Origin of the sequence: Arthrobacter sp. UYEF21 (assembly GCF_040546085.1) — a bacterium.
Lineage (GTDB): Bacteria > Actinomycetota > Actinomycetes > Actinomycetales > Micrococcaceae > Arthrobacter.
Genome location: NZ_JBEPNF010000004.1, coordinates 1 through 23,622, shown reverse-complemented (window position 1 = coordinate 23,622; position 23,622 = coordinate 1). Strand labels below are relative to the sequence as shown.

At 61.4% G+C, this 23,622-nt stretch carries 17 protein-coding genes and 3 pseudogenes; 12 read left to right on the top strand and 8 right to left on the bottom strand.

What is annotated here, in order from left to right; all coding sequences use genetic code 11:
- Positions 1-461: 461 nt before the first annotated feature.
- From rpmH to ABIB27_RS06045, 9 genes are all read left to right on the top strand, one after another.
- Positions 462-599 (top strand): 50S ribosomal protein L34, encoded by a 138-nt coding sequence (rpmH, locus tag ABIB27_RS06085; protein WP_003800212.1) that lies wholly within the window; start codon positions 462-464, stop codon positions 597-599.
- A gap of 40 nt (positions 600-639) precedes the next feature.
- On the top strand, positions 640-1,050 hold the full coding sequence (gene rnpA, locus ABIB27_RS06080; protein WP_354217272.1) for a ribonuclease P protein component: 411 nt from the start codon (positions 640-642) through the stop codon (positions 1,048-1,050).
- Positions 1,043-1,438 carry a membrane protein insertion efficiency factor YidD gene (yidD, locus tag ABIB27_RS06075; protein ID WP_354217271.1) on the top strand — a complete coding sequence of 132 codons (396 nt, stop codon included), beginning with the start codon at positions 1,043-1,045 and terminating at the stop codon, positions 1,436-1,438. The genes rnpA and yidD overlap by 8 nt, the downstream gene beginning before the upstream one ends.
- A gap of 16 nt (positions 1,439-1,454) precedes the next feature.
- Complete coding sequence (gene yidC, locus ABIB27_RS06070) at positions 1,455-2,435, top strand: membrane protein insertase YidC (RefSeq protein WP_354217270.1); 981 nt, start codon at positions 1,455-1,457, stop codon at positions 2,433-2,435.
- Positions 2,435-3,001: a Jag family protein gene (locus ABIB27_RS06065; protein ID WP_354217269.1), complete on the top strand. Its 567-nt coding sequence runs from the start codon at positions 2,435-2,437 to the stop codon at positions 2,999-3,001. Before yidC ends, ABIB27_RS06065 begins: the two co-directional genes overlap by 1 nt.
- Before the next feature lie 21 nt (positions 3,002-3,022).
- A complete protein-coding gene (gene rsmG / locus ABIB27_RS06060; RefSeq protein ID WP_354217268.1) occupies positions 3,023-3,673 on the top strand; it encodes a 16S rRNA (guanine(527)-N(7))-methyltransferase RsmG in 651 nt (216 codons plus the stop codon).
- 86 nt (positions 3,674-3,759) lie between these two features.
- Positions 3,760-4,827: a ParA family protein gene (locus ABIB27_RS06055; protein ID WP_354217267.1), complete on the top strand. Its 1,068-nt coding sequence runs from the start codon at positions 3,760-3,762 to the stop codon at positions 4,825-4,827.
- 66 nt (positions 4,828-4,893) lie between these two features.
- Complete coding sequence (locus ABIB27_RS06050; RefSeq protein ID WP_354217266.1) at positions 4,894-6,189, top strand: ParB/RepB/Spo0J family partition protein; 1,296 nt, start codon at positions 4,894-4,896, stop codon at positions 6,187-6,189.
- A gap of 1,611 nt (positions 6,190-7,800) precedes the next feature.
- Positions 7,801-8,019, top strand: coding sequence for a hypothetical protein (locus tag ABIB27_RS06045; protein ID WP_354217265.1), 219 nt, complete (start codon positions 7,801-7,803; stop codon positions 8,017-8,019).
- A 1,760-nt stretch (positions 8,020-9,779) separates the two neighbouring features.
- Here ABIB27_RS06045 and ABIB27_RS06040 read toward each other — a convergent pair.
- The 3 genes and pseudogenes from ABIB27_RS06040 to ABIB27_RS06030 all read right to left on the bottom strand — a co-directional run bounded on the left by ABIB27_RS06040 (position 9,780) and on the right by ABIB27_RS06030 (position 11,983).
- Entirely contained in the window at positions 9,780-10,217 is a 438-nt protein-coding gene (locus ABIB27_RS06040; RefSeq protein WP_354217325.1) for a transposase, read from the bottom strand.
- 197 nt (positions 10,218-10,414) lie between these two features.
- Positions 10,415-10,759: pseudogene (locus tag ABIB27_RS06035) on the bottom strand (IS110 family transposase); the annotation flags it as partial.
- 151 nt (positions 10,760-10,910) lie between these two features.
- A pseudogene (locus tag ABIB27_RS06030) lies at positions 10,911-11,983 on the bottom strand (IS110 family RNA-guided transposase).
- Between the two features lie 233 nt (positions 11,984-12,216).
- Between ABIB27_RS06030 and ABIB27_RS06025 the strand changes: the two are divergent.
- Positions 12,217-13,458, top strand: a pseudogene (locus ABIB27_RS06025) (IS256 family transposase).
- A gap of 1,523 nt (positions 13,459-14,981) precedes the next feature.
- Here ABIB27_RS06025 and trxA read toward each other — a convergent pair.
- The 5 genes from trxA to ABIB27_RS06000 form a co-directional block, all read right to left on the bottom strand.
- Positions 14,982-15,308 carry a thioredoxin gene (trxA, locus tag ABIB27_RS06020; RefSeq protein ID WP_354217264.1) on the bottom strand — a complete coding sequence of 109 codons (327 nt, stop codon included), beginning with the start codon at positions 15,306-15,308 and terminating at the stop codon, positions 14,982-14,984.
- 36 nt (positions 15,309-15,344) lie between these two features.
- Positions 15,345-16,301: a thioredoxin-disulfide reductase gene (gene trxB / locus ABIB27_RS06015; protein ID WP_354217263.1), complete on the bottom strand. Its 957-nt coding sequence runs from the start codon at positions 16,299-16,301 to the stop codon at positions 15,345-15,347.
- Between the two features lie 246 nt (positions 16,302-16,547).
- Complete coding sequence (locus ABIB27_RS06010; protein ID WP_354253684.1) at positions 16,548-18,098, bottom strand: protein kinase family protein; 1,551 nt, start codon at positions 18,096-18,098, stop codon at positions 16,548-16,550.
- Between the two features lie 170 nt (positions 18,099-18,268).
- Positions 18,269-20,455: a murein biosynthesis integral membrane protein MurJ gene (gene murJ, locus ABIB27_RS06005; protein ID WP_354217260.1), complete on the bottom strand. Its 2,187-nt coding sequence runs from the start codon at positions 20,453-20,455 to the stop codon at positions 18,269-18,271.
- Between the two features lie 92 nt (positions 20,456-20,547).
- Positions 20,548-21,048: an NUDIX hydrolase gene (locus ABIB27_RS06000; protein ID WP_354253683.1), complete on the bottom strand. Its 501-nt coding sequence runs from the start codon at positions 21,046-21,048 to the stop codon at positions 20,548-20,550.
- A gap of 207 nt (positions 21,049-21,255) precedes the next feature.
- Here ABIB27_RS06000 and ABIB27_RS05995 point away from each other — a divergent pair, with 207 nt between their 5' ends.
- Together ABIB27_RS05995 and ABIB27_RS05990 are read left to right on the top strand one after the other, a co-directional pair.
- Positions 21,256-22,764 (top strand): CCA tRNA nucleotidyltransferase, encoded by a 1,509-nt coding sequence (locus ABIB27_RS05995; RefSeq protein WP_354217258.1) that lies wholly within the window; start codon positions 21,256-21,258, stop codon positions 22,762-22,764.
- Complete coding sequence (locus ABIB27_RS05990; protein WP_354217257.1) at positions 22,761-23,345, top strand: histidine phosphatase family protein; 585 nt, start codon at positions 22,761-22,763, stop codon at positions 23,343-23,345. Before ABIB27_RS05995 ends, ABIB27_RS05990 begins: the two co-directional genes overlap by 4 nt.
- Positions 23,346-23,622: the final 277 nt, after the last annotated feature.

Here is a 23,622-nt window from a genome sequence, read left to right as displayed (position 1 = left end):
AGTTCCTCAAAACTTGCGTGTCTGCATTACGTGCAGCCACAAGTCCGGAACCAGGATGCTGGACCAGCTTCATCCACAGAGTTATACACAGTCCGTGGATAATCGGCTACTGAGCCACTCTAGGGGATCAAAAGGCCAGAAGATAGCTGGGAAGTAGCTTGTGGATAATTACATCGTTGTGGTTCAAAACGGACCCTGTGAGCCACTTCATCCACAGGCTGCGGAGGCAGGTTAAGCACAGCCGCTGGCAGGCAACGAGACGCCCTCCGGCTTGACTCGGGGGCGCAATTTGCCCTAATGTTGTGAAGTCCTTTGTGTGCGCTTTCTGCCCCCATCTGAATCTCTCCTACGCACTGCGTTTGAGCGGCTGGGGGAGGCGTGCATATACAAAACTTAGCGTCGGCCAGTTCTTCCCTTTACTGATCGGGTGGGCGCACCTTTGATCCACTGGAGTAACTAACGTGAGCAAGCGGACTTTTCAGCCGAATAACCGCCGTCGAGCCAAGAAGCACGGCTTCCGCCTTCGTATGCGTACCCGTGCCGGCCGTGCCATCCTGGCAGCCCGTCGTGGCAAGGGCCGCACCGAACTGTCGGCCTAGATAACTGACTCGTCGGTTTACATTTCTTTGCGAGTTTAAGGTGCTGGCCACCCGTAACCGCGTGAGAACTGCAACTGATTTTGCAACAACTGTACGTTCCGGTGTCCGCAATGGGCGCCGGAACGTAGTGTTATATGCGGCAGCTATTGCTGCCGACGAACCCAGCCGGATCGGGTTCATCGTTTCCAAAGGCGTCGGGAACGCTGTGGTCAGGAACCTCGTTAAGAGAAGACTGAGGGAAGCCGCTACTGCCTCGCTTCGCGAGTACGGTAGCGGGTTCGCCATAGTGGTCCGGGCCCTGCCTGCGTCGGCAACCGCCAGTTGGGATCAACTGCTGGCAGACTACAACGCCGCACTGGAAACGACCTTGAACCGGTTGGGCAGCCGCCTTCCGCGGGCTGCTGTAAACGGTTCAACCGGTACAACACAGGAAGGGACACAGCGTGCGTAACTCGCCTGCCGCCGTCGTCCACTACCTACAGTCCGGTGCTGCCGTCGTGGGCACCTTCCTCTGGAACCTGCCCAGAAACATTCTTATTCTGCTGCTCATGGCCTACCGCAAGGTGATTTCCCCCTTGTATGGCCAGGTTTGCCGCTTCTTTCCTTCCTGCTCGGCGTACGCCTTGGAAGCAATCACTGTCCATGGGGCAGTGAAGGGCAGCTGGCTTGCGGCCCGCCGCCTCGTACGCTGCCATCCGTGGAATGCCGGTGGTGTGGACCATGTCCCCGCCGGCCACCGCCACTGGCCCGAACACCGGACCCCCACAATTGTTGTGCTGAACAACCCGGACAAGTACCTGGCTGCTCAGACTGATGGAGAAGGCCGCCTTGCGGCCTGACGAATAGGGATATCGTATGGACTTCTTTGGAACAATCATGTTTCCGTTCAAGTGGCTGGTCTCAGTCATTATGGTCGGCTTCCATGACGGACTGAGCTTCATCGGCCTTCCGGCCGCGAACGGCTGGACCTGGACGTTGTCCATCATCGGATTGGTGTTGGTCATCCGTGCGGCCTTGATCCCCGTATTCGTCAAGCAGATCAAGGCCCAGCGCGGTATGCAGCTGCTGCAGCCTGACCTGAAGAAGATGCAGGACAAGTACAAGGGCAAGACTGATCAGCTCTCCCGCCAGGCCATGGCGCAGGAGCAGATGGCCCTGTACAAGAAGCACGGCACTAACCCCTTCTCGGCATGCCTCCCGATGCTGATCCAGATGCCGTTCTTCTTTGCGCTGTTCCAGGTTCTCTCCGGCATCAGCACGGCCAAACAGGGCGGCCAGGGCATCGGCGCAATGAGCCCTACCCAGGTTGAACAGTTCGACTCCTCCAGCATCTTCGGAGCTCCGCTGTCCGCAACCCTGCTTCACGGCACGCCCGCGGGTGGCAACGTGGTGGCGGTATGGATCCTCTCCATCGTGATGATCCTCGCGATGACGGCGTCCCAGTTCATCACCCAGAAGCAGATCATGGCCAAGAACATGTCCGAAGAGGCTATGGCCAGCCCGTTCATGCGCCAGCAGAAGATGATGCTCTACATCCTGCCGATCGTCTTCGGTGTGGGCGGCATCAACTTCCCCATCGGTGTGCTCATCTACTGGACCACCACCAACCTCTGGACCATGGGCCAGCAGTTCTTCGTCATCCGCCGCATGCCGACGCCGGGATCCCCCGCCGCCAAGGCCCTCGCCGAACGCCGAGCGGCCAAGGGCCTGCCGGCACTGCCCATTCTGGGCGGGAAAAAGGTCGACGCCGAAGCAGAGGCAGCAGCCGCCGCCGCGGTTATTGACCAAAAGGGACAGCGCGTCCAGCCCCAGCGTAAGAACAGGAAGAAGAAGTAATGTCAGCCGAAAGCACCGAAAACGCCCTTTCCGACGAGGTCATTGATGATCAGGACGCGGCCTCGACGGACACGGACGCAGGCTCCAAGGGAACCGCAGCAAGCCGCCTCGAAGAAGAAGGCGACGTTGCAGCCGATTATCTGGAGGAGCTCCTGGACATTGCAGACATCGATGGCGACATTGATATCGAGGTCCGCAACGGCCGCACCTACATTTCCATCGTTGCTGAGGATGAAACCGATGGTCTGGACAGCCTGGTAGGCGAAGACGGCGAGGTACTCGAGGCGCTGCAGGAGCTGACCCGGCTGTCGGTGCTTTCGGCAACGGAGAACCGTTCGCGTCTGGTGCTCGACATCAACGGCTACCGCCAGCAGCGCGCTGGTCATCTCCAGAAGATCGCCGAGGATGCCGCCGCTTCGGTTAAGGAATCCGGCAAGGCTGTGGCTTTGGAACCGATGAGTGCCTACGAACGCAAGATCGTGCATGACGCCGTTGCTGACCTAGGCCTGGTTAGTGAGTCCGAAGGCGAAGGCGCAGGCCGCCACATCGTTGTATCCGCTGACTAGAGAATTGCTGAACCGTTAATCATGGTTGAAATCACGGCAGCTGAACTGCTCGCGGCTGAGAAGATCTTCGGCGCCCGGCTGGATCTGGCCAAGCGCTACGTTGAGCACTTGGCTACGTCCGGGACGGAACGCGGGCTCATCGGACCGCGCGAGATTCCCCGGCTGTGGAGCCGGCATGTGCTCAACTGTGCGGTCATCGAAAGCGAGATCGCGCACGGGAGCCATGTTGCCGATGTTGGAAGCGGCGCCGGACTGCCAGGGCTCTGCCTCGCTATCGCGCGCCCTGATCTGGAGCTCACTTTGATCGAACCGCTGGAGCGCCGGGTGATCTGGCTCCAGGAAGTGGTTGATGATCTGGGCCTGACCAACGTCACGGTCATGCGGACCCGCGCGGAACTTGCAGTAGGCATGGTTGACGCTGACGTGGTGACTGCCCGTGCAGTCTCCGCGTTGAGTAACCTGGCTGGTCTGACTATCCCCCTGCTCGCAGGCAAGGGCGAGGTGGTGGCCATCAAGGGCCGCAGCGCCGGGGAAGAAATCGAAAAGGCCGCGAAAGTTATCCGGAAACTTGGCGGCGTCCAGACGTCCGTGGTGACTGTTGGTGAAAGCCTTTTGGAGGAACCCACCACGGTGGTGCGCATCGTCGTAAACAAGTCTCGAAAGATTGGCTAGTCCAGGCCCGGTAACCTTGGTCTGCAGGATGAAGCGGTTAGGCTAGACAACGGCAGCAAGAGCTGAACGAGAGTGAGTGTGTTCCAGTGACCAGTAGCGAAGCCTCCACACAACGGATTCCCCCGTTTGTGTCTTTGGGGTCAGCACGTTCAGTTGCTGGCATGGGTTCCGGACCGGTGCGAGGGGAAAGTCACCCCAGCCCGGTTGTAGACGTGGCAAATTTTGCCTCGGTTTCACGTGAAACAACATCAGGCGGCAAGACGAACGTCATTGACACCATGGATGATTCCAGCCCCATCGCCAGGGAACTGGCACACGAGACGAAGCGCAGGGAGCGCCTGGTTGGCCGGGAGCTGCCTAAGCCGGATAAGACGCGGGTCTTCACTGTGTCCAACCAAAAAGGCGGCGTGGGTAAGACCACTACCACCGTGAACATTGCCGCGGCCCTCGCTGCCGCCGGCTTGAACGTCCTGGTCATTGACATCGATCCGCAGGGCAACGCCTCTACAGCCTTGGGCGTCGAACACCACGCCGATGTGGACAGCATCTACGATGTCCTGATCAACGACTTCCCCTTAGCCGATGTTGTGGCTCCCTGCCCTGATATCAGCAACCTGATTTGTGCGCCCGCCACCATTCATCTCGCCGGAGCGGAAATTGAGCTTGTCTCGCTGGTGGCTCGCGAGCAGCGGTTGCGGAGGGCCATCGACGTCTACGCTAAGACCCGGGCCAAGAACGGCGAAGAGCGGCTGGACTACATCTTCATCGACTGCCCGCCGAGCCTTGGTCTGCTCACGGTGAACGCTTTCTGTGCTGCCGGCGAAGTCCTGATTCCAATCCAGTGTGAGTACTACGCACTGGAGGGCCTGAGCCAGCTCCTGAAGAACATCGAGATGATTCAGAAGCACCTCAATGCTGATCTGGTGGTCTCCACGATTCTTCTCACGATGTACGACGGCCGCACCAACCTTGCCGCCCAGGTTGCAGCCGAGGTGCGCCAGCACTTCCCGGACCAGGTCCTGGGTGCTGTGGTCCCCCGCTCGGTCAGGATCTCGGAAGCTCCGAGCTACCAGCAGACCGTGATGACGTATGATCCTTCCTCCAGTGGAGCCTTGTCTTACCTGGAAGCAGCAGCGGAAATCGCTGAGCGCTAAGATCTTCAAAAACTGCAACAACCGGAGTCCGGCCACGCCTGACTCTTCCATCGGAGGGATTTATCCATGAGCGAGAAGCGACGTGGCCTAGGCCGCGGTCTTGGCGCACTCATTCCAAGTTCCGCCTCTGGCAATGGCTCGGGTAATGGGACAGCTGTGTCCCGGCCTGTGGACCTCTTTTTTCCTGAGGGCCGCAAGAAGATCGATCACGCGGCCGATGCAGTAGAGAATGGCGATGCCGCGCGGCTGTTGTCCCCACACTCCATGGTGGCTTCAGAGAAGCAGGCACCGGTCGAGGATCTTCCGGTGCCGAAGGATGAGACTGCGCCGAAGGTCGCCTCCCCTACGAAGGCTGCGGCAACAGTATCTGAACAACCAGCCGGGACGAAGACCCCGGCCAAAGTTGACGCCAAGTCCCGTACGGCGGAGAAGTCCCCAGACAGTGCCTCGACGTCGTCTGAGCTGGCGGTAGAGCCCGTGTCTGTGACGCCTGCTCCTGAAGTCTTGAACACTGATGCGGATAACGGCGTCGACTTGGTGGAGGTACCCGGGGTACGCTTTGCGGAGATTCCGGTCTCCGACATCCATCCGAACCGCAAACAGCCCCGCACGGTCTTCGATGAGGAGGACATGGCGGAGCTGATTCACTCTGTGCGTGAAATTGGAGTCCTCCAGCCAATCGTGGTGCGGACTTCAACCGAAGATGGTGGAGAACCGTACGAACTGGTCATGGGTGAACGTCGCTGGCGGGCAGTCCAGGCCGCGGGCATGCAGACTATCCCTGCCATCGTACGGGACACCACGGACGATGACCTCCTTAGGGATGCTCTTCTGGAGAATCTGCACCGCAGCCAGCTAAACCCCCTGGAAGAGGCCGCGGCCTACCAGCAGTTGCTCGAAGATTTTGGGACCACCCACGAACAGCTTGCTGACAAGATTGGGCGCTCACGTCCCCAGGTCTCCAACACCCTGCGTTTGCTCAAACTTCCTCCCCTCGTGCAGCGGCGGGTGGCTGCCAGCGTTCTGTCCGCCGGGCATGCCCGTGCCCTACTCGCCCTCCCGGACGCGGCCGCCATGGAACGCCTCGCGCAGAAGATCGTGGCTGAAGGTATGTCTGTTCGGGCAACCGAAGAAGCGGTGACCCTGTACCAGGACCCGACGAAGCCCGCCAAAAACAACATTCCGCGCCCCGGCGCACGGCACGAGCGGCTGGACTATCTGGCGTCTTCGCTGTCAGACCGGTTGGATACCAACGTGAAGATCTCCCTCGGTGTCCGCAAGGGCCGCGTCAGCATTGAATTTGCGAGTGTGGAAGACCTGAACCGCATCATGGAAGTTCTCGCACCAGGATCTGAAAACTAGACGTCTCGGCTGTCGGAGGTCCTCTGATATGGATCTTCTAGCAACAATGGTAGGGGCTGTTTCACGTGAAACAGTCCCTATTGTTTTCTGCGGAGTGCGGCGAAACTGATACTCCTTCTGCCTTCTTGCAGAGAACGCCTCCGCCGTCATTCTTTCGATCGATGTTCGCCGCTTATCGCATGGCAATTCCGACCACCTCGCCTACCCAAATTCCTCTGTCGACACCAATTCTTGCCTCTGGCCGTCGATGGCTCACCAGTATGCACGGCGCACAGCACACTTGGGTTTGCCGCCACACCCGATCCTGACACGCAGGGACTCCCCGCTGACCTAGAGGATAGGACAAGCTGTTTCACGTGAAACACAGCCCCCACACACGTCTCCGGCTATTGAAAAAGGATTTGGACTGCCCTGAGCGCTGTGGCCAGAAGCCGACCCCAAAAGCCAGGGACCGCCTCAGTGTTGTCCCACCCTAGGCATCCCTTCATGTCCGAAGAGTCTTGTTCCACTCGCCATGCAGGCAACAATGGATCGAAACATAATCGGGTATGGCTGCGGCGATCTCAATCGTGGCCAGTCACTTTGACAAGGAGCAGGCGACCAATGCAGGCCAATGCCCTTGACCATCTCCCTTGACCATCTTCCTTCGAAAAATACAGGGGTGTCGCCGAGATGTGGTACTGCTCCGGGGAGCAGTCGAATATTGCCGACCCTCCGAAGATACGGAAGCGCCATAATCACGTGCCCGCGTTCGTTTCACGTGAAACATGGAAGCCCATGCATGCCTGGCTTCCCTCTGAAGACAGGCGCCCGCAGGCCAGTAGTCAGTGGTTTACAGAATTAAAACAGCCAGATTAGGGTGACATCATCGAAACAAACCCAGGCGCAACACCGTAAGTGTCTGCCAAGCTGTAGCTTTGGATGCAGGAGGCCTCCAAGGCGATGAAACTCATGCTCAGCGTCGTTATGGGGTCAGGTAGGACTCTCGCCACCCAACGCAAGGATGGCGGTATGAGCGCCCATTCCCCAGTCACCTTCCCATGATGCTAGGGCGCCACGGAATTGGCACCATGGGGATACAGGCCGGCTCGTGTAGTGCCCATGTGCTCACTTAGCAGGCCATGGTGGGCGAGGTGAGGAGTAGGAGCCTGGTTGGAAGGGGTGGATGAGCCGAGGTCTGTTGTGGTAATTTCCAACCTCGCTGGGTACGGACCCTTTGTGCTTTCGGGCCTTGCCCCTTCCGTCGCGAAGGGTCCGGTGTCCCAACAGTTCCAGCGAACTGAGAGTACTCCCCCGCGAAACTTTTACCACGATCTCGTCTGGTTTGGGATCGCCTGTCGAAGTGGCCTGCCGAGGACACGATCCGATCATAAAATATGAGGCGCGCTACGGATTGGCGGACGTAGACCGCAGGCTGTACATGACTTCCAACTAGCGAGCCAGCCTGCTAACGGCCTAGCGTTTAGCTACGGTGTCGGTGTCGGTGTGGCTGTCGGTGCCGAGGTGAACAGCCGTGCTTCTTCACTGTCCAGCTACTGTCTCGAAGGAACTCTGCTGAGGTGGCAGGAATGCGTCGAGGAGTTGATGGGGCTCGGGAATCGTAAGCCCCAGATGCGACACCAGCGCCCCGACCTTCTGTGCGTCGCTAACTGCGCCGCGGTCTTCCTGGGCGTCGCCAAGGCGGGGGCCCTCGTCGTCAACGATGGGAAGATGTGGGCGAGTCGGATTGTCGTGCTGCGGGGTGGACGGATTCCGTGGTTCGTGGTCACAGCGATCGTTGCTGCTGAGGTCCTTTCGAAAGTTTTTGGCTGGATCCGCCGCTGGGGCTAAACGGAAGCGTCGACGGACGGTCTGACACCAGGACCGTCGGATGGGGATCTGTTGGGGTGAGATTTGGGCCTTCTATGGTGCCGATTGAAATGTTTCGTGGGACTCTCTTTGTCCTATGCCGACGCCAGGTCCGTCTCAAGGGTCAACTCGCGTCCGCTCCTCTGCGCCCATGGGTGCAGAGTGCAGTGGATAGCTCTGTGGATAACTTTGTGGATAGACGGACTGGAAACACGCCTAGCGTCGTGACCACTCTGTCTCTACAAGGGAAGTGAATGGGGAGTCCGAGGCTGGGCTAGTCGTCCTCCTGCCACGTTTCACGTGAAACAAAGGCCAAATATCCCCTGCCGTTCCTCAGTCTGATCGTTTTCGTTCGTCCGACGACAGAAAATGGTGGATTTATAGATAGTTTGCTAGTCAAAAAAGCCGTTCTCGCCGACAGGCCGAGATGCACGATTCGTCGGGACCGTTTTTCTTGACGTCTGTGAGGTCTGACTCGCGTGCCGAGCCCACCCGAGAAGGCATGTGTGATTTCAGTAACCAGTGGATAAATCTGTGGATATCGATGTGGATATCGTTGTGGATAACATCTGGGGATAACTCCTAGAGCGAGTGTATTTTGTCCCCCAAGGGCAGGCAATATTGGAGTCCAATTGACACGCGACGGTGTACCTAATTCGTCCCTAGGAGCCGCCATCCAGGCCACCACCTTGTTGATTCCCTTTGCGTGGCCTTCGCTCCTAGGACGGTGACTGGTCTATTCGGTTCCGACACCTGACAACCTAGGGCCCTAGGGGTGGCGTCGGAGTGTGAGTGCGGTGCTCGGTAAGTGGGGTATCAACGGCCCCCCTCTCAGCGAGCTCCACAACCGGCCTTTGCCAGGTTCAACAATCAGGTTTCACCATCAGGCTTCGCCAACCGACTTAGGCGGTAGGCGAGCATGTGGCGTGACCGTATTTCGGGCGGCCAGTTCCGAGGGGGTAAGCGGCCGCCTGGCGGTCTCCTCCTAACTCAGCATGGTTAGAACGCCGTCTCCACGCCGTGTTTCGGCTGGGCTACTTGATACTGGGTTCCTGCTTATGCTTCATCCGTGGTCATAAGTCTAAGGTTCAACCGGATGCCCACGCCCGGTGACTGCATGTTTCACGTGAAACAGAGACCACGGGAGTATGAAAAGACCACGACTCCGTGAGACAGCTTCCTCCTTCCGATGAAGATGGATTGTTTCACGTGAAACACCGGGCGCAAATGTCGATAGCTTGTGTCCTCTGGCATTGAACCGATCTTCCCCAGCACCGCCTATTGGCCGCTAGCGACAGAACCAGACGGCCCCCCTGGACCCCTGGGCGCGCAGGCAGGAGGAAACGGTGAATCCTAAGTTTTACGCGTTTGGCGACATCGCCTTGGCGTCACCTCTGAAGCGGTGCTGCGCCGGCCGTTGAGACGGCCCTGAGAGTAAGACTGTTCGACTGTCCCTGTTCAGCGGCCTGACTTGCCCATCCAGGAGCCTGATCCTATCGCTCAACAGTTCGAGGCTCGCTGCTAAGTTTCCGTTCGAGATGAGTGATCACCCACTTGAACTGTTGTGAACAGCCACTCGCCCGCATGAAGGGGGCTGCGGAACTCCCACGTATGCGGAGGCACCCTTCCGATTTCGCATATACGTCAGCGGCCACTGTTGCTACTTGGCGTTGATGGAGTGACTGGACAACTGCTTGGAGTATAGCTGTGCTCATCGGACGATTGTAGGCGACTGAATCGGATCAGGCGTCGTTTCCATAATAATCTCGTTTTCGTTCTGTTTTCCATCGAACTGTATTGATCCGAAATTGGGGTGACCTGACTGTGGCCAGCGCGCTATGGTGTGTCCGTCGTGGTGTGGCGGTTGAAGTGGTCGGCGCCGAGGTCGTGGAAGCGGGCGTCCGGGTCATGCAGGAGGTGCCAGATGATGACAAGGATGGAGCGCCCGATAGCGACGATGGCGCGTTTCTTGCCCGCCGTGTGGCCAGGCGCCGGTGGCGTTCGCCGAGGAAGGTATCCGTTTTGCCGGCACCGACGGCGGCCTCGCCCAGGACCCGGGCGAGATAGCGGTTGCCGTGCCCGGTCGAGCCGTTGCCCTTCGTCTTCCCGACGGAGGAGTTGATGCCCGGGGAGAACTTTGCCCAGGAACACAGGTGCCCCGCGGTCGGGAACTGGGACATGTCGACCCCGATCTCGGCCAGAATGATGGTTGCGGCGATGCGGCGATGCGGCCTATGCCCGGGATCTCATCCAGGCGTGCCGCCGCCACCGCGAAAGGGGCCAGTTGCGCCCCGATCTGTTCATCGACCGCGGCGGTATCGGCATTGATTCCGTCGATCCGGCCCAGCATCCGGCGTTCGGCGACCTTGCACAGCCACACGGAATCGAGCACGTCGGTTTTTGGACGTCCGGGCAGGTGCTTCACGTCGCGGGCGTTGACCAGCCACGGTTCGAGTCCGTGCGCCTCGAGGAGGTAGAACACCGGCTTCAAGTAATCGCTGGTCGCTTCCATCACTACCCGCTCGATGCGCAGGTCCACGAGATGGTTGGCCAGTTCAGCCAAGGACCGGCTCATCGTCGAATGCGTGGACACCTCCTGCAACCGCTTCTTCGGGTTCCCCTCCGCAGGAACCCGGACACAACAGACGAGTTCGGCCTTGCCAATGTCGATCGCGGCGACCCTGGCAATGATCTGCTCCTCATCCTGGGAATCGGCCAGCATGATCCTATTCAACTCCTCACAGCGCGGACATGTTGATGTATCGAAGCGGCCCTGTGGGGATCAACGGGAAAACAGTAATCTGACATGAAAATGGAGGTGACGTTGTCCTCGCGACTGGTTGATCTCGCGGGTCTACGTCATGAGGCTGGTTTTATACGGTCTGGTGGAGGGGTTCGAGGGTGACTTGGTAGCCGAGGGATTCGAGCTGTCTGATGGCGCGGGTCTTGGTTGTGGCCGGTGTCTGGCGGGTGGAGTAGTCGGCGCCGGGGTCTTTGTAGAGTTCGCCGGTAGTGAGCACGTGCCAGGCTGCGGTGAGCATGGCGTGTTCGATCGCGAAGAGTGCTTTGGACGGCCCGCGCCGGGCGGTGAGGCGGTGGGGAACTCGGTCATGTCGGCGCCGGTTTCGGCGATGACGATCTCTGCGACGGTGGTGCTGAATCCCGGGATGCTGATCAGGAGCTCCCGGGCGAGACGAAAGGGCTCCATCGCCGCCTCGATCCTGGCGCTCAGGTCCTCGATATCGGCGGTGTGGGCGTCGATCCGGTGCAGGTAGAGTTCCGCCATGTAGCGGTGATGGCTGCTGAACCGGCCAGTGAGCGCGTCGGTGAGCTCAGGGATCTTTGACCGCATCCTGCGCTGGGCGAGGTTTGCCAGGACCGCCGGGTCCTGGTGCCCCTCGATCAGTGCCTTCAGCATCAGCCGTCCCGAGACCCCGGTGATGTCCGAGGCCACCGAGGAGAGCTTGATGCAGGCATCCTCGAGGAGTTTCTCGAGCCGCTGGATCTCCCGGGTTCGTTCCCGGGTGATGATGGTCCTGGCCCGGGTCAGGTCCCGCAGTTCACGGATCGGGGGCGGGGGCACGAACGAGGCTCGGACCAGCCCGTGAGCACCGAGGCTCGGCCAGCCAGGCAGCGTCGGAGACATCGGTTTTACGGCCCGGGACGTTTCTGGCATCACAGGCGTTGACCAGGATGACGTTCAATCCCTCGTCCTCGAGCAAGTAGTAGAAGGGACGCCAGTAGTCACTGGTCGCTTCCATCACCACCAGACTCACCCGCTCCGTCAGCAGGTGTTCCTTCAGGTCCAGGATCTGTCCGGTCATCGCACCCCACGTGGTGACCGTCGACGCGGTTGCCCCGGCCCCCGCCCCTGCACACGGATACAGACCTTCGCGTCCTTCTTCGAAATAGCAATACCCGCGCACCGCTGGTGGATCACTTCCATCTCGGATCACACTTCCCAGTCGTCCTGCAGGAATCAAAGTGCATGCGTTCCGGGGAAGGCGGACAAAACAACAAATCCGACATTCGTGCTCAAAGGCAACAATCCACGGTCGGTTACGTCCATTAGCGTGGTGTAACCGGACCTGATGGGCGTGTTTGCCAGATGCGAAGGCGGTCACCGCGTGATCCCTTGGAAATGACAGTCCAATGTCTTTCCTGAAGGAGAACTCCGCGATGACCGCACCCTATTCTATCGATCCGACCCGTTTCCTGTCGGAGCAGCTCGAGCAGGCGTGCCCTGACCTGCTGCGCCAGATGCTCCAGACCTTTATCACAGCCCTGATGGGAGCCGAGGCCGACGCCGTCTGCGGCGCCGAATACGGCCAGGCGTCCACCGAGCGGGTGAACTCCCGCAACGGCTACCGCCACCGGGACTTCGACACCCGCGCCGGGAGCCTGGATGTCGCCATTCCCAAGCTGCGCCAGGGCACGTATTTCCCGGACTGGCTGCTGGAGGGCCGCCGCCGGGCCGAGACCGCACTGACCTCGGTGGTGGCGACCTGCTACCTGCTCGGGGTCTCCACCCGGCGGATGGAGGAACTCGTCGAATCCCTGGGCATAACCCGGCTGTCCAAGTCCCAGGTCTCGGTCATGGCCCGGGACCTCGATGAGCAGGTCGAGGCGTTCCGCACCCGGCTTCTGGATGCCGGCCCGTACACGTTCGTCGCCGCCGATGCGCTGGTGTTGAAGGTCCGCGAGGGCGGGCGGGTCGCCAACGTCCGTGCCCTGGTCGCGACCGGTGTGAACGCCGACGGGCACCGGGAGGTCCTGGGGATCCAGGCCACTCGTCCGAGGACGGGGCCGGCTGGCTCGGCTTCTTCCGCGACCTCACCGCCCGCGGGCTGACCGGGGTGAAACTGGTGACCTCCGATGCGCACGCCGGCCTCGTCGCTGCGATCGGGGCAACCCTGCCCGGCGCGTCCTGGCAGCGCTGCCGAACCCCATTACGCGGCGAATCTGATGTCCCTCACACCCAAGACCTCCTGGCCCTGGGTGAAAACCCTGCTGCACAGTGTTTACGACCAGCCCGACGCGGACGCCGTGCACGCCCAGTTCGACCGCGTCCTGCGCGCCCCGGAAGAGAAACTGCCCAACGTCGCGGACCACCTCGAAACCGCCCGCGCCGACGTGCTCGCGTTCACGCCGTTCCCGAAGGGCCTCTGGCGGCAGGTATGGTCCAACAACCCGCAGGAACACCTGAACCGGGAGATCCGCCGCCGCACCGACGTGGTCGGGATCTTCCCCGACCGGAACTCGTTGATCCGACTCGTCGGCGCCGTTCTGGCCGAGCAACACGATGACTGGATCGAAGCCCGCCGCTACCTCGGCCTCGAGCTCATCCAACAGGCCCAAACCGTCGGCACCCCGACAACCAAGGAGCCAACGACAACTACAGAACTGGCGCTCAGCGCCTAAACAAACCAAGGATCACGCGGCAACCGCAATACACCACGCATTTGGACTTGACCCCGCGGTCCCGCGGACAACAAAGCTGTGCCCTCCACCGCCAAACTAATCCACAGGCTCACCGGCAACATCCACGGATCGGGGTCGACCAAAACATACACCAAGTCGGGCAGAGCCTCAGAAAGCACCAGACATACACAAAGGCGGAGGCGACGCGCTCAAATTTCCATCCCCAGGGCGGAGCGAAGCGCCCTCAGAAACTAATCCGCGTTCTCGACAAAGAAACAAGGGGGGCCCACAGCGTGACCCCCAACGCCCGGCTAGCTGGCGGCTCCAAGGAAACAATAGGGGGAACGGCGTCAGCGGGCGTCCACGGCATCATTTTCAGCCCGGAACGGGCGTCCGACAAGGCCACTTTGGCTAGATGCACTATGTACGTCCCAATAGACGTCCCCCTGCTTTGGTCGTCGAGGCAAATTCTTGTTACGTTGAATGTTCGTTAGATCGGCAGCGGATAGCGTCGATGTTTCACGTGAAACGGAGCGGTGGAACCAGGAGTCATCAGTGAATCGAGTGCCCTCAACAGGCGATCGCGTCGGCCTCTTGAGATCGCCCGAACTTGTTGGGCCGCAGTCTGCGAATGAGATGCGCCCGTAACAGACGCTCAGGATCACCCAAGGGCGCGATGACCTCCGGATGGAAGCGAACGTGCGTCGATGGGTACGTCACGCCAATCATTGCCCACTGTTGTGTATGCAGACCAGGCCGGAAGGAGCGGTTATCACCCATTGTTCAGGTACAAGGTACGCCGGACGAAGGGAGGAAGGACCGGCGCCACAGCCAGTTCTTCCCCTATCCATTTCTTGGGTGCTACTGCCTGGACAATTATTGGTTGAATCAGACGGCAGATCTTCCTTCACTCACAGTTCCCGGTCGGGTCAAGTTCGCCAGGTAAGTCGCGCTGTGGTCGGAGAGCCCTCGAATTCGATCATCCCCCATCCACCCGGAATTCTGGTCAATGGTCTTTTTGCAAGGGGGTTTGGTTTTATGTCCCTGACCGCGCCAACGGCTGGAGGGCCAGAGATACAGGAAGGCCGGATGAGGCAAGTCGCTGCCCAGGTTGTTTCACGTGAAACATGGCATAGCGGCCAAGGCCCTCACGGCTCGCGGTTCAATATCGGACGCCACCTAGGGGGCACCACCGGTTCCGCGGACTTAGTGGCGGCCTGACTGCGTGTTTTGCTGCAAGCAAGACACCGCCACCGTGGTGGGCCCGGCTTCTGCCAGGCCAGAGATGACCGGGAGCATTGGATGACGGTCTGAAACGTTGATAGTTTGTTTCGAACCAATCGTCCCGAAGGGCAAAATGGCTGTGGCCACCGCTTCACAGAAGCAGTGGCCACAAACCCACAGCGCTAGCCTCGAAGGCATCCGCCCCAGGGGCAAGACATAGAGGACTGGACTTCATTGCGTTCCTAGCGCATTTGGGTGCAGTTCAGCGCAGCCTAGCGCAGTTCGAACGGACCGTGCCGTTACGAAAGGACGTCAGCGAATTCCTTCTCGAAGAATTGCTTCGGCCGGGCTCCAATGACGGTGCCCTTGACTTCGCCACCTTGGAAGAGGTAAACGGCCGGAATGGAGGTGATGCCGTACTCGGCAGCAATCCCCGGGTTGTCATCGACATTGACCTTTACGACGTTGACCTTCTCGCTGTACTCGACGGAGATCTCATCGAGGATGGGTCCCAGCTTGCGGCAGGGACCGCACCATTCAGCCCAGAAATCCACAATCACCGGTTTGTCGGCTGACAGTACGTCCGTGCCGAAGCTTGCATCCGTTACGTCTTTAGCGTTGCTCATAGCTTTGTCTCTCTCTTCGAATAGCGGTGACGCGGATTAGGCGTGCAGGTCTGCGAGGTAGTGTTCCACATCGATTGCGGCGACACAGCCGGAACCTGATGCGGTGATCGCTTGGCGGTAGGTGGGGTCCACGACGTCACCGGCAGCAAAGACGCCCGGGACGCTGGTCCTGGAGCTTCGGCCGTCCACGGCGATGGTGCCCTCAGCCGTGATCTTCAGCGCGTCTTTTACCAGGTCGGTGCGGGGGTCGTTTCCGATGGCTACGAAAACGCCGGTGACGGCGAGGTCGGATACGGTCCCGTCCTGCAGGTTCTTGATCTTCAGGCCGGTAACTTTGTCCCCGCCGATGATGTCGTCCACGGCGCTGTTCCAAAGGAACGAGATTTTCTCGTGGGCCAGGGCCCGGTCGGCCATGATCTTTGAGGCCTTGAGCGAGTCGCGGCGGTGGACCACGGTGACAGACTTAGCGAACTTGGTGAGGAAGAGGGCTTCCTCCATGGCCGAGTCTCCCCCGCCGATGACCGCAATGTCCTGGTCCTTGAAAAAGAAACCGTCGCAGGTTGCACACCAGCTGACTCCGTGACCGGAGAGGCGCTTTTCATTGGGGAGGCCAAGCTCGCGATAGGCGGATCCGGTGGACAGGATGACCGCCCGAGCCTGGAAGGTCTCGCCGGTACCAATCGTGACTGTCTTGATGTCGCCTTCGAGGTCAAGCGCTGTGACGTCTTCAAACTGGATGTCGGTGCCAAAACGGGCCGCTTGCTTCTCGAAGTTCTCCATGAGGTCCGGTCCCATGATGCCCTCAGGGAAACCTGGGTAGTTTTCGACGTCGGTGGTGTTCATCAGTTCGCCGCCGGCGGTGACTGAACCTGCCAGAAGCAGGGGCTTGAGGTTGGCTCGGGCCGTGTAGACCGCGGCCGTGTACCCAGCCGGGCCTGAGCCGACGATAATGACATCACGTACTTCGGACGCGGTGTTTTCTGCGTTGCTCACTGAACGGTGAACCTCTTCCTTAGTCGATGCGCCGGCTTTATGGACCGGCCACATGGCACAACTGAATCTTGGTGATGAATATTCCGGGCACCGCACGAACGAAGGAACCATGAATGGTCATGACAGAGTCGCCTCAACAGCGTGCCTTTCCAGATTACCGCCTGGAAACAGCTGAGCCGCGTCTGTTACTCGGACCATCTCCGGGCAGGACAGACGCGGCTCAGCGGCAGCGATGCAGGCTTTCCGCTATTGGACCTTGATTTCGGCCAAGCGGATTCCGTAGCCGTAACGGGTCTTCGGGGCGGCCAGCTTGGGCAGCGCCTTGATGGCCACAATCACGTACTGGGCTTCAACCGGTTCGGCCAGGGGCAGGGTGAGGTCGGTGGAAGTGAAGCTGTTGGTCCCCACCAGCTTGGCACCGTCCAGTGACGGACGGTCGTTGGTGTAGACACTGAGGTTTCCGCCCGAGGCTCCGAGCTGGGTCAGCGTAATGGAAGAGACCTTGGCGGGGCTCTTCAACTTCACAAACAGCGGTACACCGTCCGCGGCCAGGCCGCCCCAACCTTCAGTGGCAAACTCCATGTCGGACCAGTAGCTGGCAGCGTTGCCGTCAAACGCCTTCACAAGGTCCACATCGTAGGTGGCTGCGAAGTCAAAATTTCCCTGGCGGGTGATGTTTTCAATGGCTGGCGGCACGGCTGGCGGCACGGCTGGGGGTGCCGAACTCGGTTGCGCGGTAGCCGTTCCCGTGCCTTTACCGGTAGTGCCGGCTGAACTGGGAGCGGGGTTGGCCTGGGGGGCGGACTGGAACTGGCTGCCCAGATTGGTGAGGGCGAACACCAGCCCTGCAATCAGCACTACGGCAAGCAGTCCGCCCACGAGCCACCGCATGGAACGGGGCTCGCGCTCCGGCTCGTCGTCGTCGTCATCGTCATCGTAGTACGCGCCTGAACCGTCGGCTGGCGGCGACGCCGCAGGGGACGTCTTCCGGGCCAGGGAGGGGAAGGCAGCCGCTGCACGATTGGACTGGTTTGCTGGCGGGGAGTCAACGGATTCGTCGTAGTCAGTGTCCTGGTCACCGTGGGAGTAGTCGTCCTCGGACCATAGTGAAACCCTCGGTGTATCCGGGCCCGAGGGGTTGTCCGGCTGGCTGGCCGCCGCGGCACCGGAGCCGGATACCGGCTCACGCTCGGGCGGCAGCACCTGCTGCGGTGCGGTGACCTGCTGACGCGGGGCAGCAGCGGCACCAGCGGCGGGGCGCGTCGCCGGACGAATCGGTGGCCGCGACGGAACCACTGGCTGTGCCACAGGCGGACCAGAGGGAGCTGACCGGTATGGGTCAACCTGGCTGGGGTGATTGTCCGCGTAGTTGATGTAGCCGGCGTCGACGTTCTCTTCGTCGTCGTACGGTTCAGGCTCGTGTGAACGTGCCTGGCCGAAAATTTCGCTGCCGAGGGTATCCGTGAAGAACGGCTCAACGTAGGGCGCATCGGCCCCGACCACCAGATCGAGCAGATCTGCCGCAGAAGTGTGGTTGGTAATAAGGTACGTGGCAGCATCGGTGACGCCGAGGTCAAGGACCTGGACGCTGCCGGGACGCTCACCGGTAGCAACCTCGCGTGCGCTCTGGGCCACCTGCTCGGTGTTGTCCGGGCCTGCGACCAGAATGCTGACCGGACGGTTGAGTACTTGGTCCACCCCGTCCAGCACCAGATCCTGGTCGTGCGAGGTCAATACCGTGGCTGTGACCTTGTAGCGGCCGCCGAGTACTGATCCAACGTCGATCGGGTGGGACACGTGTTCCTCCTAGACTGTCCGGGAATTGCCGGCGTAGACGATGCCGCCGCCGGTCAAAAACCGGCAGGCGGCCGTTTTACGCTTGCCTGCAACTACCCCTGTTCACTGTCGATCCTAGCGGACTGGCCATAGGCGCCGCGGGCGACAGGCAACCGGAAAGTCAGGGAGGCTCACTTTTTCCGGGGCCGCCGGGGAAGGAAATGCGGGTTCTGGCCGGGTTGGCCCTGGAACGTGCGCCGGCCTGGCAACGGGATCTCGTCGCGCAGCAGGCCACCGCGTGCAGTGCCAGGCACGTCTTCAGCCGGCAGATATTCCCCTTCGGGTTGCGAACCGTGCTCCAAGGGAGCGGCGGGAGGTGCCGGAGCCGCATGACGTTCGGGCGCCGGTCCGGCACGGAACGACGTCGCGTCGAATTCGCCTGAAATCCGCGGAATCAGGCCGGTGTCCACCGAGACGGTGGCGCGTTCCGACGTCGGACGTTCCGCTGCGGAACGGGAACCCGTGCTGGAAGCTGACGACGACGGCGTCCCCCCGGTTCCGCCCGACGGTCCCCCGCCGCCGCGTCTCAGCCGTCCAAGCAGGGGGCGCAGCAGATCGCGGAGCTCCGCGACGTGGAATATCTTGAGCAGGAAGAGGTAAACCACCAGCATGATGGGGCCGACCACCACCAGAGTGAGCAGAGCGGCAAGCCGGTCGCTCCAGGCGAAGCCGTCCGCACTGTAGCTGCCCATCAGCCACAGGGCGCCGGCACCGGCAACAGCCGAGCCCAGCGCCGCATAACCCATCCGGATGTAGGAGTTGGCAATACGTGGACCGTCGAGGTGGCCGAGCATGCGGCGCAGGAAATAGGCGCTGATGACCACCGACAGGATGTTGCCCGCCATGTACAGAATGGCGATGGCGTAGATGATCTGGCCCACCGGCATGAACTGGATGGCAAACGCCCCGGCCACGTAGACCAGCGCCAGCAGGAGCTGGATGTAGAACGGCGTGCGGGCGTCCTCGTTGGCGTAAAAGACGCGGGACATCATGAAGTTGGCGCTCATAAACGGTGTGCTGAGCGCCAGGATGGTCAGCGTCTGTGCCAGCATCACGCCGTCCTGGCGCAGCCCGCCGGAGAAGAACATGCCCAGCGGCCCGGCCAGGGCGAAGAGTGCCAGCGCACCGAAGACGGTGGCGACGGCCATGGTGCGGAGCCCGTGCGAGAGGGCATCGCGCAGCTCGGCCCGGTTGCCGTCCTGCGATGCGCGCGTCATCCGATTGAAGAGGACGGTGGCGAGGGACAGTGCGATGATCGAGTGCGGCAGCAGGTACAGCTGGCTGGCCACCTCCAGGACAGCGTTGCCGGGCAGCATGTCCGCCGCGGGATCCCCCGCCTCCTTCAACCGGAGGCGCTCTGCACCGGGAATAGTGGCGATGCGCATGACATACAGGAAAGACAACTGCCCGACGGCGGCCGTCAGGAGCGTCCAGACGCTCAGCTTCGCTGCCTGGCCCAGTCCCACGCCCCGCCACCCGAACTTTGGCCGGAGGCCCAGTTTCAGCCGGAAGACCGGGATCAGCAGGATGGCTGTTTGGGCCACCACACCGATGGTGGAGAAGCCGGCCACGAGCAGGGTCTGGTTGGGACCCCAGTTATCCAGCGTGTGCGGGTTGATGGCGTTTTGGCCGAAGATCCAGATGAACATGCCCAGGCCGGCGATGCCCACCACGTTGTTCAGGATGGGGGCCCACATGGCCGGGCCGAACGCTCCATTGGCGTTGAGGACCTGTGTGAGGAGGGCGTACAGGCCGTAGAAGAAGATCTGCGGCAGGCACCAGAATGCAAAGGACACAGCGACGGCCTGTTGCTGGGGCGAGTAGCCCTGGGTGGTCAGCTCAATCACCCAGGGCGCGGCTAGCGTGACCAGCGCAGTGAGGCCGAGCAGCAGCAGCACCGCCAGGGTCAGCAGCCGGCTGATGTAGTCCGCTCCCCTGTCCGGGGCCTTGCTCGCCTTGATGATCTGCGGAACCAGCACGGCGTTAAACACGCCGCCGGCCACCAACAGGAAGATCAGGTTGGGCAGGTTGTTGGCGTTGATGAACGTGTCATTGACGGTGGAGCCGAGGCCCAGGGCGGCACCCAGCATCCAGGTCTTGCCGAAGCCGAGAAAACGCGAGACCAGGGTACCGGCGGCCATGATGGCGCTGGACCGGGTTTCGCTCGCGCCGGTGGGAACGTCCGGTTCGGGGGGAACCGGATCGCTGGCCGGATCTTCGGCGGGAAGCGCATTGTGGCCTGGAGCCGTCGGCTCGGCCGCCGGACCGGTGTGTCCGGCGCGGCGTGCTCTCTCGGAGGGGAAATTGGAAGCTGACATCGAGTTCATCGTCTCACCCGGACCCTATTTGTTCCGCACCGGCCCGGCCTGCTCTGTCGTCCTTGGCAGGACACCGGCCGCGGGCGGCACGCTCAGAGGCGTTCGGGCAGAACGTCCCGGGCCAGGTCTGCGATCCGGCGTTCATTGGGAAAAGAGAGCTTCCGTGCGAGTTCCTTGAGGGGCACCCATGCAACGTCCACGGCTTCGTGGTCAGGATCGTTTTCGATGGTAAGTTCACCGCCGGTAGCGCGCAGCAAATAGTGGTGAACCGTCTTGTGGACGCGGTGTCCGCTGACGGTGAACCAGTAGTCGATGCTGCCCAGCGGCGCCAGGATGTCGCCTTCGATGCCGGTTTCCTCGGCAATCTCGCGGATAGCCGCCTGCTCGTTGTTTTCCTTGCCTTCCGGATGGCCCTTCGGCAGGCACCACTCCAGCCGTCCGCCCCTGTTAAGGCGGGCAATGATCGCAACCCTAAGTTCGGCATCGGACGTGTCCACCACAACGCCGCCCGCAGAGATTTCCTCCACCGTAGGGAGCGAGGCCGGAGCCGAATGCAGGGCAGGCGCGACGTGGGCACCAATTGCCGACGGCAAAGGTGGATTTGTCCTCCTGCCGGGAGCGCTCGGTACGGGATGGGCCATGCAGTCCACTCTAACTACTCTTGCCCAATCTTGATGACCGGAACATGACATCAAGATGGACTGCGTGTGACGCACTTTGCGGGCCCGTGAGGGAATCCGCACGAACTTGACCGGAATTTGGCCTGCCAAGCCGCTGGTTTCTGCCAAGCTTAAGTAACTATGGCGCACGCACATCACAAGACTGATTCCCACACCGTCGATTTCCAGGTGGACCCGGTGGTCCTGGAGCTCGGCCAGCGCTTTGTCGACGCCGGACATGAACTGTCGCTGGTGGGAGGCCCGGTGCGGGACCTTTTCCTCGGCCGCACTTCGCTGGACCTGGACTTCACCACGGACGCCACCCCGGACCAGACCGTAGCCCTGATCAAGAAATGGGCGGACAACTACTGGGAAATCGGCCGGGCCTTCGGGACAATCGGCATGCGCAAGGCCGGTTTCCAGATCGAGATCACCACTTACCGGGCGGAGGCGTACGATCCCGAGTCACGCAAGCCGGTAGTAGCTTTTGGAAGGTCGCTGACTGACGACCTGCTGCGCCGGGACTTCACCATCAACGCCATGGCCCTGCGGCTCCCGTCCCTTGAACTCGTTGACCCGTTCGGCGGCGTCCGGGACCTCCACGCCTCCGTCCTGACTACACCCGGCTCCCCCGAGGACTCCTTCTCCGACGATCCCCTCCGCATGATGCGCGCCGCCCGGTTCGCCTCCCAGCTGGGCGTGTCAGTGCACCCCGACGTCCGTCGGGCCATGAGCCAGATGGCCGAACGCATCACCATCATCTCCGCCGAACGCGTCCGCGACGAACTGGTTAAACTCATCTGCGGCGCGCGCCCCCGGATTGGTGTGGACCTGCTGGTGGACACCGGACTGGCCGAGTTCGTGCTGCCCGAAGTGTCCGCCCTGCGGCTGGAATCTGACGAGCACCACCGACACAAGGACGTCTACCAGCACTCCCTGCAGGTGCTGGAGCAGGCCGCGGCCCTGGAAACCGAGGCCGACGGCGCTGTGCCGGCCCCCGACTTTGTGCTGCGGTTCGCAGCGTTAATGCACGACGTCGGCAAACCGGCTACGCGGCGTTTCGAACCGGGCGGCGCGGTCAGCTTCCGCCACCACGACATGGTGGGATCCAAACTCACGTCAAAGCGGATGAAAACCCTGCGTTTCGACAATGACAGCATCAAGGCCGTTGCCCGGCTGGTGGAACTGCACATGCGCTTTTATGGCTACGGCGACGCCGGCTGGAGTGACTCCGCTGTCCGCCGCTACGTCACGGACGCCGGGCCCCTGCTGGAACGGCTGCACCGGCTGACCCGCTCCGACGTCACCACCCGCAACCAGCGGAAGGCTGAACGGCTCGCCTTCGCCTACGACGACCTGGAAGACCGGATCGCCACCCTGCGCGAGCAGGAGTCCCTGGAGGCCGTCCGCCCCGACCTGGACGGGGCCCAGATCATGGGCCTCCTGAACCTCAGACCCGGTCCGGTGGTGGGCCGTGCCTACAAGTTCCTGCTGGAGGAACGGATGGAGCACGGCCCGCTGCAGCCGGAGGACGCCCAAACCAGGCTGCTCGCCTGGTGGGCACAGCAGCCCGAGGCGGCACCTCCGGTTCCGGAAGCACCAGAGCCAGCCGCCGCCGTCGAACCTTCCCCGAACGAGGAGTCCAAATGACTGTCCCGAACACTGCGCCCCGCCCCCAGCTCTGGATCCTGCGCCACGGTGAGACCGAATGGTCCAAGAGCGGGCAATACACCGGCCTCACGGACCTGCCCCTGACTGTCGAAGGTGAGCAGCAGGCAGTTGAATCCCGGAAGGTGCTGGACCAGGTGGATTTTGACCTGGTCCTGACGTCACCGCTGCGCCGCGCCCGGCGGACAGCCGAACTGGCCGGGTTCCCCGGCGCGCAGCACGAGCCCCTGGCAGTGGAATGGAACTACGGAGACTATGAGGGCATCAGCTCGGACCTGATCCGCAAGGACAACCCGGACTACCTGATCTGGTCGCACGGGGTGCCCAACGGCGAAAGCCTGGACGAGGTGGCAGCCCGCGCGGACAAGGTTGTGGCCCGCGTGCTGGAATCAGGACTCGACAACGTCCTGATCGTGGCCCACGGACATTTCTCCCGGATCCTTACCGCGCGCTGGCTTGAATTGGCCCCCACCGAAGGACGCCACTTCGTGCTGGGGACCGCGAAAGTCTGCACCTTGGGCTGGGACAAAAAGACGCCGGCCATTGTCCGGTGGGGACTATAAACCTCCATTCATAAACTACCTTGAAAAAATCTTTGCGAATTAAGTGGCGAACGGCCGCATTCGTAAGACAATTTTAATCCTGGCCCCAGAGCGTCTTTGCCGAGGGCACGGCGCACGTTGCCGGGCCAGTCTGCTGGTGCAACGGCTGGACAGAAAAGGAGGTGGGGAGAAATGATTACTTTGACTAGGTGCGTGGGTCGGTAATTGTTTGAGGGTTCCTCAGGTTTGAGCCGTAACGGCCCGAGGCCGGTTTCCTTGTCTTGGAAAGGGGCCGGCC

What these genes read in the sequence shown, in the direction of transcription:
- yidC (WP_354217270.1), top strand. Translation starts at nt 1,455, where the DNA reads ATGGACTTCTTTGGAACAATCATGTTTCCGTTCAAGTGGCTGGTCTCA.
- ABIB27_RS06065 (WP_354217269.1), top strand. Translation starts at nt 2,435, where the DNA reads ATGTCAGCCGAAAGCACCGAAAACGCCCTTTCCGACGAGGTCATTGAT.
- rsmG (WP_354217268.1), top strand. Translation starts at nt 3,023, where the DNA reads ATGGTTGAAATCACGGCAGCTGAACTGCTCGCGGCTGAGAAGATCTTC.
- ABIB27_RS06050 (WP_354217266.1), top strand. Translation starts at nt 4,894, where the DNA reads ATGAGCGAGAAGCGACGTGGCCTAGGCCGCGGTCTTGGCGCACTCATT.
- ABIB27_RS06045 (WP_354217265.1), top strand. Translation starts at nt 7,801, where the DNA reads ATGCGACACCAGCGCCCCGACCTTCTGTGCGTCGCTAACTGCGCCGCG.
- ABIB27_RS06040 (WP_354217325.1), bottom strand. Translation starts at nt 10,217, where the DNA reads ATGTCCCAGTTCCCGACCGCGGGGCACCTGTGTTCCTGGGCAAAGTTC.
- trxA (WP_354217264.1), bottom strand. Translation starts at nt 15,308, where the DNA reads ATGAGCAACGCTAAAGACGTAACGGATGCAAGCTTCGGCACGGACGTA.
- murJ (WP_354217260.1), bottom strand. Translation starts at nt 20,455, where the DNA reads ATGTCAGCTTCCAATTTCCCCTCCGAGAGAGCACGCCGCGCCGGACAC.
- ABIB27_RS05995 (WP_354217258.1), top strand. Translation starts at nt 21,256, where the DNA reads ATGGCGCACGCACATCACAAGACTGATTCCCACACCGTCGATTTCCAG.
- ABIB27_RS05990 (WP_354217257.1), top strand. Translation starts at nt 22,761, where the DNA reads ATGACTGTCCCGAACACTGCGCCCCGCCCCCAGCTCTGGATCCTGCGC.